Genomic DNA, 20,285 nt, shown 5'->3' on the forward strand with positions numbered 1-20,285 from the left:
ATTTATCAAATAGCAGTCAATAAAAATAAAAATACTTCCATAATGCTCAAGAAAGCTTTACAAACGGTCATTGTCATAGTTATATTAATTTCTAGCCAGAGGGCTTTTTCACAAGGTGTAGGTGTTTCATTTTCTTACTTCCTTCCTAAAAATGGTTATTTCTCAACTCCCATAAGTCCGTTTTCATTAAGAGGCTTAGGGTTTAATATCGGAGATTACATGGCACTAAACAGTGGTTTTTCAATATATAGAATGTCAGGGATGAATGTGATTGATATGGGAGAGCTTGAAACCAAGGACCCTGTTGTCGGGCCTAACTTTACCCTACTTGTACCACTGGAGCTTGTGTTTCAGTTTGCATTTCAAAATCAGGAATTTAAGATAAAAGGCGGTGGTTTTACCTTCAAATCATTTGATGACAAAATAAACTACGGGAACCTGGATAAGGCCATCAGGAAATATGAGGGCTGGGCAGTGGCTAATTCTAATATTGATTTTGATGCAGGAATTGGACTAGGCTATTTCTTTGGGGCCGAATATATTATCTACGTCACTCAACAATGGGGACTTTCTCTTGAAGCTAACTACTTCATTGGTGGTGCGGATTTTCCTATGACGGGTAGCTACACGGGCGGCAATTCTGTTGGGTTTCTAGAAACCAAACCCATTGACTATAAAGACGCCAAGATGGACTTTACCGGGCTTGAAATCTCAATCGGGGTTATTATTACGCAGTAAGGAGTTTTAAGACATAAGATTTAAGAACTCTATTCTCATATCTTATGTCTTTTTATAAAATGTAAGTTAGAGGTCGCTGTTTTTCAACTTGTAATGTATTGCAGCAACAAACAGTACAATGTATAACAGCACTACCGCAACGGCATCAAATGCTACATAGTCTTGTATCTCCTGAAACCAGTACCTTGGAAATGGTACCTCTATCAGGGCACTGAATGCCTGCATTGGGAGATAGTCTCCAATAAAATCAATACTGTCTGGCAGCAGGCCAATTATTGTACCTTCAATAGGCCTATATAAAAGCAGCATAAAGACCGTTAATGCTGACCTCTTAAACAGCACAGTAAGGAAAAAGGCAAAAATCAAATAGGCCAGCAGGTCAAGAAAATAGGCGAATACAAACTCAGAGCCGGTAAATACATCTCCATAATCTAAGTTTGGAGTATAAATTAAACCTGTGACAAGACAAGTAAAGAATACGAGTACCGTAGATCCTACAGACAAGAGCAAGATAGTAGCCAATTTCGATTTGAGAAAATCTACCCTGCTAAAACCATCAATAATATTTTGTCTTACAGTCTTATAGGAGAATTCATTAGATACCGAAATGATAATTACTATGGCCAGAAATATCTTTAAAAAGGTATAGACGTAGGTTACATTTTGCCAGATATCGGTGAAATGTAAAACTGGAATTTTCATTGGATCAAAACCATCAAACTCCGCACCTTTTACTTTTAACCACTTAAGGAATTCTATTACTGTTATCGGAATACTAACAATCAATACAGCATACAAAATGTTTAGCACATTAAATGCCCTGTAATTGGTAAGCTTAATAAGGTCTATTTTTAATAATCTAAGCATTGTCTGAAACGGCTAAAAGTTCAAGGAATTGTTTTTCAAGGCTCTTACGCTGGGTCACCAAATGTGACACGCTTATACCTTTACCAAATAAGAAAGCATTAAGGTCTGAGGCCGTTGTACCATCTTCAAGGTTCACGAGATACCTATTGCCTTCCTTCTCAACTTTAAGTGCCTTGTCATAAGTTGCCAGCACCTCTTTAATATTTGCATCATCTGCCATTAATTCCACAGAAGACGCCCCTTTGCTCACCTCATCTACACTGCCTACATGTATCAGGTTGCCCTTTTTTAGCACACAAAAATGGGTACATACCTTTTGCACCTCATCCAGCAAATGGCTGGCAAGGATTATCGTTTTGCCCTCATTCGCTATTTGCTTGATCAGTTCCCGTATTTCGGCAATACCTTGTGGATCAAGCCCATTGGTAGGCTCATCAAGTATCATCACTTCAGGATCGCAAATCAATGCCGAAGCAATAGATAGCCTTTGTTTCATACCCAAAGAGTATGTCCTGAATTTATCATCCTTTCTATCAAGTAGTTCGACTTTCTTTAATGCAGGCTCAATATTAGACTTTGGAGCCCCTTTAATCTCGGCTACAATTTCAAGGTTTTTGGCTGCCGACAGGTAAGGATAAAAGATGGGCGTTTCTAATATCGCGCCTATCTTCTTACGCATCTCTTTGCTGGCGGGCTTGCCAAACCAGAAGAACTCTCCACTGGTTTTATTAATTACATCCAGGAGAATACCCAATGTGGTGGTCTTACCACTACCATTGGGTCCCAATATGCCAAAGACTTGTCCTTTACTAACCTCTAGTGACAGATTATTGACTGCTGTGAGGCGGCCATACCTTTTGGTTAAGTTTTTAATTGATAGTACTGATTCCAAATTTACTTCTGATTAATTTCTTAATAATACGTTAATTTCATGACTATGAATTTCGATCAAAACCTAGTGGGTTAAATCTGTGATAATAGGTAATTCAACTATTTAAATGAAACTATTTCTGCATCTATTAAATTATGGCTTAAATGTGATAGCAATCTAATTTCAAGCTCGATTTTGTAATACCTCAACCTCCGAAGTCTTTTGGAAAATTAAGCAATAAGCGGGATGTCATAAAATTATCAGGCTAGATCACTTTTCCCTGGTAGCATATTTTAATAAAAAGGTGGCTGTAAATAAAATATCTATCGTAATATTGCAATAAGACAACGATAAAGATGGGCGTAACTAAAACAGACCTTTTTTCAGATGCACAGAACAAAATAGCCGTTGCAGCAAAGGCATTTGCTCACCCTGCCCGTGTGGCTATTATTCAATATCTGTTAAAATCCAATGCCTGTATCAATGGAGATTTGGTTCAGGAATTGGGGTTAGCACAAGCTACTATCAGTCAACATTTGCGTGAATTAAAGGATATTGGCCTTATTCAAGGCACTATCGAAGGTTCTCGCATTAGTTACTGCATCAATCCGGTACGCTGGGCTGAGATCAGAGGACAGTTTAACGAAATTTTCGACCAGTTTGAAGCTCCTTTAATGGGGGATTGTTGCTAAAAAAATTTATTCAATCGCATCGTAATATTGCAATAATATAAATAGAAATGACATTATCAGAAATCAAGTCAGCCTTAACACAAGTTGAAGAAGTGAAATTCACCTTACCCAATGGAAAGCAGGTTCCGCCTCACTTTCATGTCACTGAGGTAGGAAACATTCAAAAGCACTTTATTGATTGCGGAGGGACAATCCGTAAAGAATCAGTAATCAATTTTCAATTGTTTACCGCCACCGATTATGATCACAGACTAAGTGCTGAAAAACTTAGATCTATTATCGAATTATCAGAAGAGAAACTTGAGCTTGAAGATTTGGAAATTGAAGTCGAGTACCAGGATGAAACCATTGGAAAATATGGTCTGGAATTTCAAAATGGGTTGTTTCTACTGACCACAACACAAACCGATTGTCTTGCTAAAGATAAATGTGGTATTCCTCAGCAAAAACCTAAAATCAGACTCTCTACCCTTCATGCACAGGAAAGTGGCTGCACTCCGGGTTCAGGGTGTTGTTAAACTGAATAAGTAAAATATAATGGAACATCAGAAATGTACGATTATTGGAGCTTGTCCTGTCAGCTCCAGGCCCCAGTTACGCCATCAAGTCATGACAGCGGCATGCTTTGATTGGATGACAGCTTTGAAAGTGAAAAGTGCATAATGAGTTTAAAAAAAATTAAAAAAAGACCATGAGTAAATACACCTTACTGCCTGAATTAGAAAAGACACTTGACCAGGCGCAGTCGTTGTATATTTCGGAAGAAAGGAAAGACATTTTGAAAGTTTTGATCGACTACATCCAGTCTAAAATCGATCAGGAAAAGGAAGTTAACCTGAACTTTATCTGTACCCATAATTCCAGAAGGAGCCAGTTCTCACAGATATGGGCACAAACAGCAGGTGATTATTTTAATATTCCAGTCAATTGCTATTCTGGCGGAGTAGAAGTAACAGCCTTCAATGAACGCGCGGTGGAGTCCATCAAAAGAAGTGGTTTCAAAGTATCATCAAAAGGTACTGATAACCCTACCTATTTTATTTTGAATTCTGATGAAGGAAAGCCAATAAGTACTTTCTCAAAACTATTCAATGACCCCGTTAACAGGGCGGATCAATTTGCGGCTGTGATGACCTGCTCTCACGCTGATGAAAATTGTCCGTTCATACCAGGAACGGAAAAAAGAATACCTGTGCGCTATGAAGATCCTAAGGCATTTGACAACATGCCGGAAGAAGCCGAAAAGTATGATGAACGATCTATGCAAATAGCCTCAGAAATGTTTTATGTATTCTCAAAAATTAAAGTGAACGGACAATGAGTAAGGTTAAAAAACTCTCCTTCTTAGATCAGTACCTTACCCTTTGGATATTCCTTGCAATGGGTATTGGTGTAGGCATTGGTTACTTATTTCCTTCCACATCTACTTTCATTGATTCTTTTAGTAGTGGCAGTACCAATATTCCCATTGCTATAGGGTTAATCCTGATGATGTACCCACCTTTGGCCAAGGTAAATTACAAGCTGCTCCCACAAGTCTTCAAGAATGTAAAAGTCCTTTCCATTTCATTGTTACTCAATTGGATTATAGGTCCTGTATTAATGTTTTTTTTGGCCTTAATATTCTTGCAAGACTACCCTGAATACATGGTTGGGCTCATTCTCATAGGACTTGCGCGTTGTATTGCTATGGTTTTGGTATGGAATGATTTGGCAGAAGGAAGCAGCGAATATGGAGCCGGATTAGTAGCACTCAATAGCATCTTTCAGGTGTTTGCTTACAGTTTCTATGCGTGGCTATTCATTACTGTTTTACCTCCATATTTCGGATTTGAAGGAGCTATTGTTGACATCTCCATAGCCACTATAGCTGAGAGTGTGGCCATCTATTTAGGCATCCCTTTTTTAATGGGAATATTGAGTAGACTAGTCTTAGTAAAAGCAAAAGGCGAAGATTGGTATAATACCAAATTCATACCCACCATATCGCCCATGACTTTAATTGCTTTGTTATTTACCATCATGGTGATGTTTTCACTGAAAGGCGAATTGATTGTTCAGATACCTATGGATGTAGTGAGAATAGCTGTCCCTTTATTGATCTACTTTGCCTTGATGTTTCTTATTGGATTCTTTATTAGCAAAGCTATGGGAGCAGAGTACGATAAAAACGCATCTATTGCATTCACAGCAGCGGGCAACAATTTTGAATTAGCCATTGCCGTTGCCATTGCTGTTTTCGGACTCAATTCAGGTCAGGCGTTTACAGGTGTCATTGGTCCATTGGTTGAAGTTCCTGCATTGATTTTATTAGTACGTGTGGCATTTTGGTTGAAGAAGAAATATTATTAATGGCATTTGAAATATAATAAGGGGTTAAGCAGGTTTATACCCCTTATTACTCATTAAGGGCCCTAACTTTTGAAAGAATACTGCCAATTTTATTGAGAGGAATAGAACCTTTGATATCTAAAACTGAAACGGTCTCGTCATCTTGCATGAGCATTACTACTCCGGTTGTCACTCCATCCCTCTCTTGTATGTATGCATTCACATTCATACCTTCATGGCGCATTGTCATCAGGTCTTCAAAATCTTCATCCTGATAATCTTCCACCAATTCATTGTAATCAGCTTTATCAAAACCATCGGCTTTCTTATCAACTCTCACAAATTTCATTTTCTCAATTTGCTTTATCATTTCGGCAAATTCAGGGTCATCGGTTTGGTTGAGCATTTTTAATGTATTGCTATAAAAAAATAAAACAAATGCATCTTCATGGTCCTTGTGAAATGCCTGTGTGGTTTTGCTTTGTGCCACCCCTAACGAGGGTGACATGACTATTAAAAAAACAATGATCCTATTCATGATAAAAAATTAAAGCCCTTAAAGGTAATGCCTGCCATTTAAATGGCAGGCAGAAAGTTCTGTTATATTAAATGCAATGACAATTTTATGAATTAATGCCAATTGTCATGGTTTTTGGCCATATAGGCCAAATCCTTCATTTCAATAATACCATCAATATTGATCAATGTGAAATCATCATCATCACTATTGATTAACATTAGCATGTTGTTGATCTTGTCACCACCAGTCTTAGCCATAAAATAAACCCTATCGCGGCCTTCACGCATGGTCATAAGCTCTTCATACTTCTCTGACTTTAACTTATTTTTTAAATCATCAATATCTGACAATTCAAGCCCTGCTCTGTACATTGGAATAGATAGAATGTTCATTGACTTGATACCTGATGCTAATCTTCCGATTACCTCAGCATCTTCGTCATCATCAGCAAACTGAGCAATATTGGCAACCAGTTCGAAAATTCCGCCATTCAATGACACTACCTTAGCGTCTCTATCATTTTTGAACTTGTTGCTAAAATCTTCTACTGCCTTGCTTTGACCGAAGGTGAATGTTGCAGTTGCAGTGAATAAAATAATTGACATTAACTTTTTCATAATCTTATTTATTTTGAGTTGTAAATTGTTGTTTTATTAAAAATCTTAGTTGTTTTTATCAAGTTTATTGAGATTATCCAAACCATCTATATCCATAGCTTTTGAGATTTTAGCTACCTGTTTTAAATCTATCTCTCCAAAAATAGTTAGGATAAAGAATTGTGAATCGCCACCCATGAGCATGACCAGCTCGCTGATTTTTCCATCCTTTTCCTTGATCATAAACTTCATGTCTTTGTCTTCATCTCTAACAGACATTAGCTCTTCAAATTCAGCTTTTGGTAGTTTTGATAAAGCTTCTTTATAAAGCGATTTCCCATTACTGATGTCCTCTTTCGCTAATATTTTTAGCCCCTTCAATTTACCAATGGCCTCCATAATCTCCTTGTCTTCCTGAGACTCCATCTCCAGATCAGTAAAAAGACTAAACATACGGCTGGTGATGGTCACATTTGTGTATGATTCATCAGAAGCATATTTGTCGAAAAACCTGGAAATAGCATCTTGTGCATTTAGCTGTACAGCACTGGCCATCATCGCTATTATAACTACTAACTTTTTCATGTCTTTATATTTAATTTCTTAATTCTATAATTGATTATCTGCTTTCACCTTCTCCTGCGCTTCATTGAAAGTGGAGAGCTTTCTTACCTCTTTTCTTCCTTTATTAAAATTTTTGGAGATCATCTGCAATGCCTTTTTTGTTTCTTCAAAGGCCTTTTCAGGATCTTCAAATGTATCTGACACATAAGGCTTCATCTCCTCTTTGCTCAATTCCTCTTTGATGAAATATCCTGCAGTAACAAGTATCAACCCTACTGCCGCCACTTTGGCTATATTTCCAAACAGAGCAATTACATTTCCACGCTTCTTCTTAGATTTTGGCTGCACATTTTCTATTTCAGCCATTATTCGCTGGTCAAAAAAACTATCCAGACCTCCTATCTTCTGTTCTTTTTCATAGTGTCTGAAAAGAGGCGCTACATCTGCATATTTCTTATCATATCCTGATTTATTGAAATAGGCTTTTAGCTCCCTTTCTTCTTCTAATGAAGTTTCGCACTCCCAGTACTTCTCTAATAAGTCGTCTATTCTATTGGAGTCCATAAGCATTCATGTTTAATAAATTTTCCTTTACTGCTTGTCTCGCTCTAAACAAATTCACCTTCACTTGATTCATATCAATTTCAAGAATGTCGCCAATCTCTTTGTAACTGTACCCTTCCACATCCCGCAGTTGTATTATCTGCTTTTGTTTCTCGGGCAGCGAAGCAATGAACCTGCCTATATTTTTCATGGTATCATCCATTTCTGTAGAGCGGTAAGGTGTTAACCAATCGCCCTGACTAACATCAAAACCTTCCTGAATATGGTCTGTCATTTTACGGGTCTTAGACTTTATCTTGTCCAGTGAAAGGTTTCTGGTTATGCGCATGCACCATGCTTCCATATTTTCAAGTTGGTCCATTTGATCCCGCCCATTCCATACTTTGATGAATACTTCCTGCACTACATCCTGAGCTTCGTCCTGATCTCCAAGCATCTTAAATGCAAAGCGATAAAGTTTATCTTTAGTCGGCAGTACCCGGGTTTTAAAAGCTTCCAAACTCATATTCATAGGCAAGACGACCAAGTGTTGAGGATGTTACAAGGTACAGAAAAATATTTTTAAATTCTCACATGGAGAAGGGTGTCTCCAGTTCATGCACCTTTAGAAATGTGGGAATAAAGCTCAAAAAGATAGCACTTTGCCTTCTACAATTGGAAAAACTTTATCTTCCTTTTTAATAGATAATTTATGTAACCCGGTAAACTCACCAAAGGCCGGCAGTAGTCCTTGTGATTTTCCAAAATAAAAACATGGCAACCTGATGCCTTGTCTGGCTTTGCCTCTAAGCATTACACCAGGGTGAATATGACCTGCAAGGTTGTAACCTTCAAAAGCCGCTAACGGCTCGTGAGAAATAACAAAAGGGTCAAGCGCTATGGGATCTTTATAAATATTGATGCCATATTTTGTGTATTGATGCTCACTCATAATATCATGATTACCAATTACCAAATCGAATGCAATTTCTGAAAATGAATTCAAAAAGGTGCCGAAATCCTCCCAAGAAGGGTTGTAATGACTATGGAACAAATCGCCCATAAACATCACCCTTTTAATACTCATCTGTTGAAGCAGTACGATAAGCCTTTCAATGTTTTGATCATTCGACTGTGAAGGCACTGCGATACCGGACCGCCTGAAATGATTAGCCTTTCCCAAATGCAAATCTGCTATTAATAGCAGCTGATGCTTCTGCCAGAAAATGGCCTTTTCGCCAAGTAATTGTAAGTCTTCCCCTGCTATATTAACAATCATTATCGCTAAGATAAACCAGCGTGATATTAAACAGAAATTGACATTGGTTTTAGGTAATATGCAGAATTATCAGCTTGAATTTACTGCCTTTGCCAGGCTCTGAGCTATAAGTGATTTCCCCATCCAGTTTTTCAGCGGCCTTTTTTGCAACATACAAACCGAGTCCATTGCCTTGCGAATTGACATTGCCCCTGAAGTACATATCAAAAATCTGTTCACCATATCTTGAATCTATCCCCTGACCATTGTCTTCAACAGTAATGTCTATAAGGTCACCATTTAATAATACTGATATTTTTATCTTCCTTTCCTCTGGGGCAGCAAATTGAATAGCATTCTCCAGAAGGTTCTCCAGGATAATGCGCAGTAATACCTCGTTGGTTTTGAAAGTAAAATCACGCTTTAAGGCTGTCGAGATTTTGATGTTATTCCTTTTAAAAACATCAATGAAATTAAGGCAGATACTTTCTATAAAAGGCTCCATAGAGAGTTCTGTCAACTCTGATATTTCCTCTCCGTAGGTACTTATCGATTGAAATTTGACCAGCATTTTGTCCAATGATCTGGCGGTTTCATCTACTTTGTCAAAAAGGTCAAGGGCATTTTGATCATCCAACGTGATTTTAGCCACTTCGGACAGCCCCAAAAAGGTGGTGATAGGCCTTCTGAAATCATGTGATGACCGGTAAAAGAAAGTGTCAAGCTCCCGATATGCCTTTTGTAACTCACTCGTTCTTTTAAGTACGGTTTTCTCCAGGTTTTCATTATTGGCAGCTATTTGTTTATTGGCTTTTTGAAGCTGCTCAGATTGACTTTCTATTTCTTCATTTCTTTCTTTCAGCAGTTCATTAAGGCTTTTAAGACTTTTTAAGGCTTTTGTAAGTTCGGTATTGGTTTCAGTAAGCTCTTCAGACTGTGTTTGAATTTCTTCATTTTGCTCTTGCAAAATGCCATTAAGCTCTTTTAGCAGTCCATTGGCCTTTTTTTTGTGCCGATAGAAGCGATAAATTGAAATAACCGACAAGACAAGGAAAACAACTACTGCCGCCAAATAATATGTGTTGCGTTCTTCGAGCTTCAACTCAGCCTGCTTGGCTCGCAGGGCACTTTCGCTGGTTTTATTGGCCTCCTTCAATAAGGCTATTTCATTCTCCTTTTTATCGAGCTGATATAGCAAATTCAACCTTGCAGACTGCTTGATACTTTCTGATGCCCTTAGCTTATCAGACATTTCAACATATTTTTCAAGATAAAAAAGTGACCTTCGGCTATTACCTCTCTTCTTATAAAGCATGGAATAGTAGCTGTAGCACTCCCTAAGCCTCACCAGCGAATTGATTTCTGATGCTATGGTTTCAGCTTCTGAAAGATACTCCTCCGCTTTTGTCAGCATGCCCATCTTTATATACAATTTGCCGATATTGGCCAGTGTAAATGAAAGGTTGGTTTTACTTATCGTCTCCCTTTGCAGTTCTGCAACAACTAGTAAGGTTTCCAATGCCATATCAAGATTTCCCATGGCTTCGTAGGTAATCCCAATATTAAAGCCAGTGGCGGCAACACCTGTTTTATAGTTGATATTCTGCCTTATGACCTTGGCCTTATAATAAAAGATTAATGCTGAATCATATTCCTGATTATTATGATATACAAAACCCTTTAGGTTCAACGCATAGGCAATACCAAACGAATTCTTCATGTTGGTCATGATGTCCAGAGACTTGTTGGCATAAATACTGGCATTTTCAACATTACCCTGATTGATGTACATCCAGCCCATGTACCCAAAAATTTTACCAAGCTCATATTGATCAGAGATTTCTTCCGCTGCTTCCAAAGCATTAAAAAAGTATTCTTCTGCCCTTAAGAAATCACCTTGTGTGTACAGTGCGTGGCCTATTTTGTTCAGCACTTGTACATAATAGTGCTTCATTTTGTTATACTCAATGTTAACAAGCGCTTCATTGTACTCTTCAAGGGCTTTCATTATTTCTCCTTGCTGAAAATACAACCCTCCTTGGTTTAGGTTGTAAAAAATTTTCAACTCTTCAGATTCAAATTTTTGAGCTACAGAAGCAACCAAATTCAAATAATGATGAGCCGAATCGTAGGTAGACATATCAGCATGGATCAATGCCATTAAACCCCAACTTTGAGCCATTCTCAAACTATCATTCAGCTGCCGGGCAATATCCAAAGCTCTGAAAGCGGAAATTGAGGCTTTGTAGTAGTTACTTAGTTGATAGTGATACGAACTGATATTGTCGTTTAGTAGGTACGATTCCAAAGAAGACCCTTGACCTTTTGTAAGCACTTTTGCCTTTTCATAATAAAAAGCAGCACTATCAAAATCTGCCTCCTTTCTGTAATAGTCTGCAAACCTGATAAATGCGTAAACGAGTGAGTTCTGTGGTTTACCTTGAATTTTCATAAACAGGCTTTCATCAAGGTTCCTTCTGGACTCTTCCTGATTTCCTGTTAACGTGTAATAAAAAGCAATGTCAGCCAGGGCATATTGCACGCCAGGCAAATAGCCTTCCTTTCTTGCCAGCTTCAAGGCCTTTTGGGAATAGATAAGCGCCTCCTCCGGACTATAATGAAAATAGTGTAACGCCAGTTGGTGATATTTATCAATTAAGACCTCTTCATCACTAATTTCCGACAGGTTATCAATTAGTTTACCTGCCTGTTTGTTAGGCACACCTGCTAATACAAGTGCCCACATCAAAGTCATTAAAATTGTGAGGCTGGTTTTAATCAATTGACAAGGTATTATTTAGTAAAACGAAAAGAAAGATACAGAATTTTTATAACTATTTCTTTATTAATTATTTATTAATAGTAACTCATTAATAATCAAATGGATATACCATTATTTTTAAGAAATAAAAAAAGGATAGAAAACTCGATAACCATAACAGCAAATGCATGAAGTTGTTTTATTAAAATATTACAGACACATCTATATTTCACATTTCACGTACGCCAAAAAAATGCATTTAGCTTTTTACTCGCAGGATTATACTAATCCCCTGAGCCCTGAATTTTTCATAGTAAATAGCAAATGGAAGGGTAAAGTCTAAGTTTGTGGATTAAGGAAAAACAATAGAACATATTCATCCAATGATAATTAGAAAAGCAACACGGGCTGACTCCAAATCCATAGCCGGGCATTTGTTTCTGGCTATGGAAGATATTCTGTACAAGTTTATTGGTGAAGAAAATGAGGAAAAAGCCATGAACCTTTTACTATTCTTTGTTGAAGGGAAAGGCAATCAATACTCTTTTGAGAATTGCCTGATAGCCGAAGAAAATAAAGAAGTAGTGGGTAGTATAAACATCTATGATGGTGGAAAACTAGACGATTTGAGATCGCCTGTCGTCCACTATATAAAATCACATTTTAACCCAGATTTCAATCCCGAAAGTGAAACTGAGGCAGGAGAATTTTATATCGATTCATTTGGGGTTAATAAGGACCAGCAAGGCAAAGGTGTAGGCACTCAATTATTGCAATATGTCATCGATGAATATGTTATAAAGAATAATCAAACCCTGGGGCTGCTGGTAGATGAGGACAATCCGCTGGCTAAAAAACTATACCTGAAATTGGGGTTCGAAGTAGTTGGTAAAAAGACCTTGGCATCAAAGAAGCTAGAGCATCTGCAGATGAAAGCATAGTTATATGAAATATCTGGAATTTTCAATTTCAAAAGCTACCAATTACAAGACTCACACCTTACCTTCACATCATCAAATTCAGTTGCTTCACCAATGCTAAATATTTGCTCTTATGTTAAAAACCAGAATCTACTTATCGCTCATTCTGACGACAATATTCTTTGGATGTAACTCTGATAAACCAGCATCTGTAAGTGAAGAATCTGTTGTGTCAGATACTACCGCTAAACACATAAAACCTTTCAATCCTAATCTACCAACTATTGGCTTATTAATGTATGATGGTGTGCTTACTACAGAAGTAACAGCCGCTGCAGATGTGTTTACTAAGCCCAGTGAATCCGGAGAACAATTGTTCAATGTAATTACAATTGCTGAAAGCAAAGATGCCATTGTTTCTGAGGAAGGATTGACAATGATTGCTGATTATACTTTTGCCAATTGTCCTAAGTTAGAAGTGCTTTTTGTGCCAAGTGCTTATGACATGTGGGAGCAAGTTCATAATGAAAGTATTGTGGATTTTATAAGAAATAAAAACAATGAAACTACCTATACCGTGAGCAATTGCGCTGGCGCCCAACTTATTGGCGCATCGGGTATTGCCAAAGGCAAGAAAATAGTAACATGGATAGGTGGTGGCAAACAGCTCCAAATTGACTATCCAGAGCTGCTTGTACAGGACGACTCACTTGTTACTTATGTGGAAGATGGGAAATTCAGTTCTTCAAATGGAAATTTAGCATCTTACATATCCTCCTTAATTCTCCTCGAAAAAATGACTAGTCCCGAACATAGAGCTTTTGTGGAATCCTACCTCTATCTGGATAAATTGCAGGATTGGGAAACTGACGGCAAGAATTAATATTAAATCATGAAAGACAATAGCAATACTGATAAAGAGCAACCCAACAACCCATTACACGGTGTAAAGTTGGCAGATATCATGGAGCAACTTGTAGACCATTATGGTTGGGAAAAGCTGGCGCAAAAAATTAACATCAATTGCTTTAAGAATAACCCAACGATAAAGTCAAGTCTAACATTTTTGAGAAAGACGCCCTGGGCAAGAGATAAAGTTGAAAACCTCTACCTGAGGATGATCAGGAAATAACCTCCTCTTATATTATTTTAAAACCATTACTGGCTATCAGTAGTTATTACAGCTTATAACACCAATTAATAAATGAAAAAAATCATAGTAAGAACGCTGATAGGACTGGTATCAATAGTACTACTGGTTGTAATTATTGGAGTGCTTTTTACCAACCTCTCACCTGCCTTTGGTGATGCCCCTTCTGGCGAGTCGTTGGAAAGAATTAAGGCATCTAAAAACTATGATGGTGAAAAGTTTGTGAACCTAATCGCCACTGAAGTTCAGACACCTGACCCTCAAAACGAGCAGTCCATGGCAGGTTTTATTTATAAAAATTTCTTTCCGCCTGAAGATAAGAATCCATCAAAGCCGCTTCCATCAAAAGTACTTAAAGGCAATGAACTTGAAGAAGGTCATTTCGCATGGCTGGGCCATTCTACCATACTTATGAAAACCGGTGGTAAGGTAATTATTGCAGATCCGGTGTTTAACAATGCCTCACCTATTCCTGGTTCTGTCAAGCCATTTCACATGGAAAACACTCCAACCATTGATGATTTACCATCCAAAATTGATGTGGTGCTAATCTCTCATGATCACTATGATCATCTGGATTATAAGGCCATTCAGGAATTAGACAAAAGAGTGTCTAAATTTTTGGTGCCGCTTGGTGTTAAAGCCCATCTACTTTCCTGGGGTATCGACAACTCAAAAATTGAGGAAAAGGATTGGTACGAAAGCTTTTCTTATGATTCAGTGGAGTTTACCTTTACTCCTTCCAGACATTTTAGTGGTCGTGGATTAAGCGATCGCTTCTCTACACTTTGGGGCTCATGGGTTATTCAATCAGACAGTCTTAATATCTTCTTTAGCGGTGACAGTGGCTACTTTGATGAGTTTAAGAAGATCGGAGAAAAGTATGGCCCATTTGATATTGCCTTTATGGAAAATGGTGCTTACAACACCAATTGGAACCAGATTCACTTTATGCCAGAGCAATCAGTGCAAGCCAGTATTGATTTGCAGGCCAAACATATGTTTCCTATCCACTGGGGGAAGTTTGATCTGTCTCTCCACAAATGGACGGAACCAATTACAAGAGCTACAGATGCATCAGAACTAAAAGATGTTTCTTTAGTCACCCCACTTATCGGTGAAGTATTTAATCTGGAAAACCCTCCAAACAGGGTTTGGTGGAAGTTTTAGATTGCTGCAATTCCAAAACTTACACGCTTTTGGTGGCACACCTGTTCTGGATCAAGTATTTTAGTAAAAAGAAATTCTACCCCATAACAATATGCTTAAGCACATAAATCTGAACCGAAACCTGCTTGCCTTTGGCATACCATTAAGTTTGTTTGGCATACTGTTTTTATTGATCAAATCGACTCTTTTTTCTGGAAGCAGCGCACTGGACTTTGCTATTTCAGCGGATTTACTTATTACTGTTCCTGTAGTTTATTTTCTACTCATTCGTAAAACATCAATCCCTAAAACCACTGTTGTCCCAATGATGATTTTAGGACTACTAATAGGGTCTTTTCTATTGCCAGTAGAAAACCAGACGTATATTGCACTATTTAAAATCTGGGTCTTACCAGTTATTGAGCTATCAATCTTTGCTTTCATAATTATCAAAGTGCGCAGTACCATCAAGCGGTTTAAAAGGCTAAAAGACTCCTCTCACGATTTCTTCACTACCTTAAACAGTACTTGTAGAGAAATCCTTCCGGCTCCGGTGGCTACTTTAATGGCTTCAGAAATAGCTGTTGTATATTATGGTTTTCTGAATTGGAAAAAGCGAACCTATCAAGAAAATGAATTCACTTACCATAAAAATAGTGGAGCACCCGGTTTATTTGGAGGGATTATTCTCGTGATCGGGATTGAAACATTTGTTCTGCACAATCTGCTGGCAGACTGGAGTGTAATAGCGGCCTGGATTTTATCAATACTAAGTATCTACACTGCTTTTCAGATTTTAGGATTCGCCAGAGCACTGGCAGCAAGGCCAATTACACTTGATGAGAAAAATCTATTTCTGAGATATGGAATAATGAATGATGCGACCATCCCATTTAATGATATAAAAAATATTGAAATTTCAGGGCGTGATCTTGATAAAGAGAAGTTTGAGAAAAAGCTTTCTCTATTGGGAGAACTCGAAAGCCATAACGTAATTCTTCATTTAAAGAATGAACACCAACTCGTTGGGTTATATGGCATTAAATCCAAGTTTAAGACTGTCGGTCTTTATATTGATAAGCCTCAGGAATTCAGGGAGAAACTGGAAGCTTATATGATTGCAGACTGAAAATATTTAAAATCAAAAAGCAGGTTCGTTAATTAACGAACCTGCTTTTTTAGATACAAACAGTTAAAACTCTATTTCTCACCAACCTGCTCCAGCAAAACCTCAATACCTTTCTCTAACTGCTGGTCTCTGCCTTTGTCAATAACACCAGGCATGTTCTTTAAGAGGATAGTTGGCTCAGTCTGATTGTTTTCCATCCAGTTGCCAGCCATATCTTTGGCACTAACAGGTACGGTTCCCCAATAGCTGCCATCAGGTAATCCTTCCCAACCTGCGAAGCTGCAAGTACCTGGCACTGGCATGCCAATAGTAGTTCCAATTTCCAAATCAGTGTATCCACAAGCATAGCAATGCCCATCAGAATACATACTTTCATTGAAAAGCGAAACCGTAGGTTTGGTCCATCTTGAAGTAGGTTCACCTCCTACTACTTTTTCTGCCGTAGCGTAAGTGATAAAATCCGTTCCGGTAAAAAACATGGCCAAATCAGCAACAAGATCGCCACCACCATTAAAGCGTGTATCAACAATTACGCCTTTGGTATCAAAATATTTACCCATCATATCTTCATAAATAGAGCGGTACGGGCCATCACCCATTCCCGGGATATGTACGTAGCCCAACTTTCCACCACTTTTCTCTTCTACTTCTTTCTGGTTGATTTTAACAAAGCGCTTGTATAACAAATCCCTTTCTTCACCCAATGTGATGGGTTTTACCGTCAATTGTTTCGCTGGTTGTCCGCTGGCACCTACTTCTATAAGCACAAACTTATCAGCTTTATGATTAAGATAGCTGGCAATATCCCTATTAGCCGATACAACTTCACCATCAATAGATCTGATGACCATGCCGGGCTTAACATCAAGTTGTGCTTTATCCAATGGGCCGCCTTTTATAACCTCAGTTATCCTTATACCATCACCTGCATACTCATAATCCATAAATATACCCAATGAAGCAGTTTCATCTCCACTCTTATTGTTACCTCTATTACCAGCTCCTGTATGTGAACAGTTCAACTCACCCAGCATCTCAGAGACCATCTCAGTAAACTCAAATGAGTTGCCAGTATGAGGCACATACTTTTTATACTGACTGTACAAGGTGTCCCAATTATTGCCATGGAAAGTTGGCTCATAAAAAATGTTTTTGGTGCGGATATAGATATGCTCAAACATACTTTGTCTTTCAGCATCCTTATCAAAGTACATATCTCCCGCTATTTTAATCCCCTCTGATTTTCCACCTTCAACATCCAATTTAGAAATATTGCCTCCTGAAAGGAGATAAAGGTTCTCCGTCTTTTTATCCCACATCAGGCTACCCCCTCTGGAGTTCAGCTTGATGCTCATTTTTGTCTCACCAGTGCGGAGGTTAGTTTCCCAAAGGTTGTTTTTATCTTCAAAGCTAGACAGGTAGTAAAGCTTCTCGCCATCCTTGGAAAGCACAGCATCGCTCAGACTACTGGAATGGGTTGTAATTCTTTCCTTTCTTTCCTTCAGGCCATCCCAGTCAATTTTTATTGGAGTAATGACTTCTTCCTTCTTGTCTTCCTCTTTATCCTTTTTGCCTTTCTTGTCCTTGTCATCATCCTCCTTTTTATCTTCTTTTAGTGCTTCTTCAACAGCCTTCATCAGCTTATAATCCTCTTCCGACATTTTAAACTTATCATAAGCATCTTGGGTGAAAAACATGGTATAAACATCATCTTCACTTCTACCACTGGTGGCATAACTCTTAAGTCCATTTCTGTTACTGAACCATATCAGTTGTTTTCCTTCATTAGCCCATTTAGGCGCATTGTCATAATAACCGCTTTCGGTCAGGTTCTCCCTTTTGCTTCCATCTGCAGCAAGTAGCATCACTTCACTATTGCTCAACGTTTTGCTCCAGCCCATCAACAACCATTTGCTATCAGGACTCCATGTAAAATACTTATCTCCATCACGCATGGTAAAAAGGTCCTTTGGTGTCATCAGTTCAATCTCACTTCCTGAAGCAAGGTCTTTTACTTTCAATGTTTTTCTTCCGGCAACATAGGCCAGTTTTTTACCGTCAGGTGAGAAAGAAGGCAAATAACTGTCAGTAGTATTTACCACCAAAGGGGTCTCTTTCAGCAAAGTTGAAGCATAAAAGAAAGGCTCCTCTTTTCTTATTTTCTCAGTTTTGTAGATATCCCACTTGCCGTTTCTCTCGCCAGCATACACCACACCTTTACCATCTGGTGTAAAGGTTACAAAACTCTCCTGAGTTGGTGTGTTGGTTATTCTTTTTGTTAATGATCCATCCACCGAGGTTACAAACACTTCTCCACGAGCGATAAAAGCAATCTCTTTACCATTAGGTGAAATGTCCATTTCCTGAACGCCATCTCTTATACTAATAAAGCTATCGGCATTGTCCTTCTCTTGCGTGCGAATGTTCACTTTCACTTTCTTAGGCTCCTCCCCTTCTTTCATGGTGTAGAGTTCACCATCATAACCGAAAGAAAGAACCCCATTACCAATACTTAAAAAACGAACCGGATGGGTTTTGAATTTAGTCAACTGTGTATCCTGCGTAGGATTAGCTAGTGCCAGCTTATGCACATTAAAATTGCCGCTCTTCTCACTCAGATAATAAATCTGATCCTCGGCACCATTAAAAACAGGCTGACGATCTTCACCTTTAAAAGTGGTGATCATTTTATGCTCATCAGTTGCAGCATCGTACTTCCAAATGTCTCTGGTAATAGAAGAAACATGGTGCTTACGCCATTCATTCTCGCCACCCTTTTTATCATGATAGATCATGGTATTGCCATCTTTGCTCACTTGCACAAACTCTGCAGGGATAGTAAAGACCTGATCGATTCTGCCTCCGCCCACTGGCACCTGATAAAGCTCAGGCTGCGAGCTTGTGGGATACTGACGGTGCATGGCTAAATCCTGACGGACGCCACCAAAAATCACAGATTTATTATCTGCAGAAAATGAATAAGGTTTTTCATCATTGCTATGGAAAGTAAGGCGCGTGGCAGGGCCACCCAGGGCATCCATCACATAAACATCAAAATTGCCATAGCGGTCAGAAGCGAAGGCTAAAGATTTGCCATCATTGCTCCAAACCGGCATAAAATCATGTGCCTCATGAAAGGTTAGCTGCAAGGCATCGCCACCGATGGCTGACACTCGGTAAAGGTCGCCTTTGTAGGTGAATGCAATGTTTTGACCATCTGGTGATATGGCCTGATAGCGGATCCATTGAGGAGTAATTTGGCCAAAACACAGGCCTACAGCAAGCAATAAAAACGAAAATGAGAAAAGTGATTTCATATCAATTAAGGGTCGGTTTAGTCTTAATAAGGATTGTTTGGCTAAAGATGGATAAAAAATGCGAAGTATGGAAAACCGTTAATCACATAAGTGACTAACAATGACGTGATTAAGAATGATTATTAATATTGAGATGGGATCGGCATTATTTGACAGAGATTAAACCACAAAGGTTTAGTGTTTTATTTCTATTTTAGTGAGTAGCTAGGTTTTATACCTAATAAAAACACCCATATCCGGATGAATTATATTAAAAAGCTGAAGTTACTCTTGTTAATAATGGCAATTATTCTGGTTAAAAGTTCATATAGTCAAGAACTTGATTTGGAAAAAAAAGTAATATCAGAAGTCATAAAAGTTGAAGCAAATTCTATCTTAACCGATACTATTAATTTTGGAATTCTCAAAAACCCTCATAATGACATTAATACTACATTACAAACTAGGGCTCTAATCTTTCTAAGAATTAAAGATGAGTTCAAACCTCAGCTACATTTGTGGTATTTCTATGATCAAAATTTAAATGAGCCTAAGGGTCTTTTGTATAATTGGGGTCTTTTTAACCCTAGTTTTAATCCGTCAAAAAACCGTGATTTACTAGAATCATTAACAAAACAAGAAGATGAGTTCACTAAAAAATTCGAAGAACAAAAGACTCTTATTTCTGATTTACTTGGTGAACCTTCAGAAGTTAGGATCATAGAAGACAGTAAGTCAAAGTTAGTAAAACAAGTGCTTTGGATTAGCAACGAAAAAATTGTTCAACTAAGCATTGAATTCATGAGAGAATTGAATGAAATACCTGGAATAGGAATTTTAGGTGATTTTCATATTCAGATCATGACAACATATAGATAATTTTCCAAAAGCCCAGGTATC

The 20,285-nt window shown here is 38.1% G+C and carries 21 protein-coding genes; 11 read left to right on the plus strand and 10 right to left on the minus strand.

All coding sequences use genetic code 11. The features are described 5' to 3' along the window. Positions 1–42 precede the first annotated feature (42 nt). On the plus strand, positions 43–738 hold the full coding sequence (locus tag RIB54_RS04475) for a hypothetical protein (protein WP_350099471.1): 696 nt from the start codon (positions 43–45) through the stop codon (positions 736–738). Positions 739–804: 66 nt separating this feature from the next. Here RIB54_RS04475 and RIB54_RS04480 read toward each other — a convergent pair whose 3' ends face one another. Both RIB54_RS04480 and RIB54_RS04485 read right to left on the minus strand, forming a co-directional pair. Further along, positions 805–1,605 (minus strand): DUF2705 family protein, encoded by an 801-nt coding sequence (locus RIB54_RS04480; RefSeq protein ID WP_350099473.1) that lies wholly within the window; start codon positions 1,603–1,605, stop codon positions 805–807. Continuing rightward, positions 1,598–2,497: an ABC transporter ATP-binding protein gene (locus RIB54_RS04485; protein WP_350099474.1), complete on the minus strand. Its 900-nt coding sequence runs from the start codon at positions 2,495–2,497 to the stop codon at positions 1,598–1,600. Before RIB54_RS04485 ends, RIB54_RS04480 begins: the two co-directional genes overlap by 8 nt. A 335-nt stretch (positions 2,498–2,832) precedes the next feature. Between RIB54_RS04485 and RIB54_RS04490 the strand changes: the two genes are divergently transcribed. From RIB54_RS04490 to arsB, 4 genes are all read left to right on the plus strand, one after another. Continuing rightward, the gene (locus RIB54_RS04490; RefSeq protein ID WP_350071872.1) at positions 2,833–3,168 is read left to right on the plus strand and encodes an ArsR/SmtB family transcription factor; all 336 of its coding nucleotides are present in this window, start codon (positions 2,833–2,835) and stop codon (positions 3,166–3,168) included. 47 nt (positions 3,169–3,215) lie between these two features. Then, positions 3,216–3,686 carry a DUF6428 family protein gene (locus RIB54_RS04495; protein WP_350099475.1) on the plus strand — a complete coding sequence of 157 codons (471 nt, stop codon included), beginning with the start codon at positions 3,216–3,218 and terminating at the stop codon, positions 3,684–3,686. A gap of 173 nt (positions 3,687–3,859) precedes the next feature. After that, a complete protein-coding gene (locus RIB54_RS04500; protein ID WP_350099476.1) occupies positions 3,860–4,489 on the plus strand; it encodes a low molecular weight phosphatase family protein in 630 nt (209 codons plus the stop codon). Then, positions 4,486–5,520 carry an ACR3 family arsenite efflux transporter gene (gene arsB / locus RIB54_RS04505; RefSeq protein WP_350099477.1) on the plus strand — a complete coding sequence of 345 codons (1,035 nt, stop codon included), beginning with the start codon at positions 4,486–4,488 and terminating at the stop codon, positions 5,518–5,520. Before RIB54_RS04500 ends, arsB begins: the two co-directional genes overlap by 4 nt. Before the next feature lie 46 nt (positions 5,521–5,566). Here the strand turns inward: arsB and RIB54_RS04510 are convergent, their stop codons facing one another. The 7 genes from RIB54_RS04510 to RIB54_RS04540 all read right to left on the minus strand — a co-directional run bounded on the left by RIB54_RS04510 (position 5,567) and on the right by RIB54_RS04540 (position 11,726). After that, positions 5,567–6,037 carry a DUF4252 domain-containing protein gene (locus RIB54_RS04510; protein ID WP_350099478.1) on the minus strand — a complete coding sequence of 157 codons (471 nt, stop codon included), beginning with the start codon at positions 6,035–6,037 and terminating at the stop codon, positions 5,567–5,569. A gap of 92 nt (positions 6,038–6,129) precedes the next feature. After that, a complete protein-coding gene (locus tag RIB54_RS04515) occupies positions 6,130–6,636 on the minus strand; it encodes a DUF4252 domain-containing protein (protein WP_350071882.1) in 507 nt (168 codons plus the stop codon). Between the two features lie 45 nt (positions 6,637–6,681). Continuing rightward, positions 6,682–7,200, minus strand: a complete 519-nt coding sequence (locus RIB54_RS04520) for a DUF4252 domain-containing protein (protein ID WP_350071884.1) — start codon at positions 7,198–7,200, stop codon at positions 6,682–6,684. 24 nt (positions 7,201–7,224) lie between these two features. Further along, the gene (locus RIB54_RS04525; RefSeq protein ID WP_350071886.1) at positions 7,225–7,743 is read right to left on the minus strand and encodes a PG0215 family putative anti-sigma factor; all 519 of its coding nucleotides are present in this window, start codon (positions 7,741–7,743) and stop codon (positions 7,225–7,227) included. Continuing rightward, on the minus strand, positions 7,730–8,248 hold the full coding sequence (locus RIB54_RS04530) for a GFO_1088 family ECF-type sigma factor (RefSeq protein ID WP_350099479.1): 519 nt from the start codon (positions 8,246–8,248) through the stop codon (positions 7,730–7,732). Before RIB54_RS04530 ends, RIB54_RS04525 begins: the two co-directional genes overlap by 14 nt. Positions 8,249–8,368: 120 nt before the next feature. Further along, positions 8,369–9,001: a ligase-associated DNA damage response endonuclease PdeM gene (gene pdeM, locus RIB54_RS04535; protein WP_350099480.1), complete on the minus strand. Its 633-nt coding sequence runs from the start codon at positions 8,999–9,001 to the stop codon at positions 8,369–8,371. Positions 9,002–9,050: 49 nt separating this feature from the next. Beyond that, entirely contained in the window at positions 9,051–11,726 is a 2,676-nt protein-coding gene (locus tag RIB54_RS04540) for a tetratricopeptide repeat protein (protein ID WP_350099481.1), read from the minus strand. 398 nt (positions 11,727–12,124) lie between these two features. Here RIB54_RS04540 and RIB54_RS04545 point away from each other — a divergent pair, with 398 nt between their 5' ends. The 5 genes from RIB54_RS04545 to RIB54_RS04565 all read left to right on the plus strand — a co-directional run bounded on the left by RIB54_RS04545 (position 12,125) and on the right by RIB54_RS04565 (position 16,089). Continuing rightward, a complete protein-coding gene (locus RIB54_RS04545; protein WP_350099482.1) occupies positions 12,125–12,682 on the plus strand; it encodes a GNAT family N-acetyltransferase in 558 nt (185 codons plus the stop codon). A gap of 112 nt (positions 12,683–12,794) precedes the next feature. Further along, a complete protein-coding gene (locus RIB54_RS04550) occupies positions 12,795–13,544 on the plus strand; it encodes a DJ-1/PfpI family protein (protein ID WP_350099483.1) in 750 nt (249 codons plus the stop codon). 9 nt (positions 13,545–13,553) lie between these two features. Beyond that, a complete protein-coding gene (locus RIB54_RS04555) occupies positions 13,554–13,793 on the plus strand; it encodes a VF530 family protein (RefSeq protein ID WP_350099484.1) in 240 nt (79 codons plus the stop codon). A 72-nt stretch (positions 13,794–13,865) separates the two neighbouring features. Further along, on the plus strand, positions 13,866–14,981 hold the full coding sequence (locus RIB54_RS04560) for an MBL fold metallo-hydrolase (RefSeq protein WP_350099485.1): 1,116 nt from the start codon (positions 13,866–13,868) through the stop codon (positions 14,979–14,981). A gap of 91 nt (positions 14,982–15,072) precedes the next feature. Continuing rightward, positions 15,073–16,089: a hypothetical protein gene (locus RIB54_RS04565; RefSeq protein ID WP_350099486.1), complete on the plus strand. Its 1,017-nt coding sequence runs from the start codon at positions 15,073–15,075 to the stop codon at positions 16,087–16,089. A gap of 71 nt (positions 16,090–16,160) precedes the next feature. Here RIB54_RS04565 and RIB54_RS04570 read toward each other — a convergent pair whose 3' ends face one another. Next, positions 16,161–19,406, minus strand: a complete 3,246-nt coding sequence (locus RIB54_RS04570) for a S41 family peptidase (RefSeq protein WP_350099487.1) — start codon at positions 19,404–19,406, stop codon at positions 16,161–16,163. 279 nt (positions 19,407–19,685) lie between these two features. On the opposite strand from RIB54_RS04570, the gene RIB54_RS04575 reads away from it, so the two are divergent. Continuing rightward, positions 19,686–20,264 (plus strand): hypothetical protein, encoded by a 579-nt coding sequence (locus tag RIB54_RS04575; protein WP_350099488.1) that lies wholly within the window; start codon positions 19,686–19,688, stop codon positions 20,262–20,264. Positions 20,265–20,285 lie beyond the last annotated feature (21 nt).

The sequence above is a fragment of the Fulvivirga sp. genome (assembly GCF_040218215.1).
GTDB lineage: Bacteria > Bacteroidota > Bacteroidia > Cytophagales > Cyclobacteriaceae > Fulvivirga.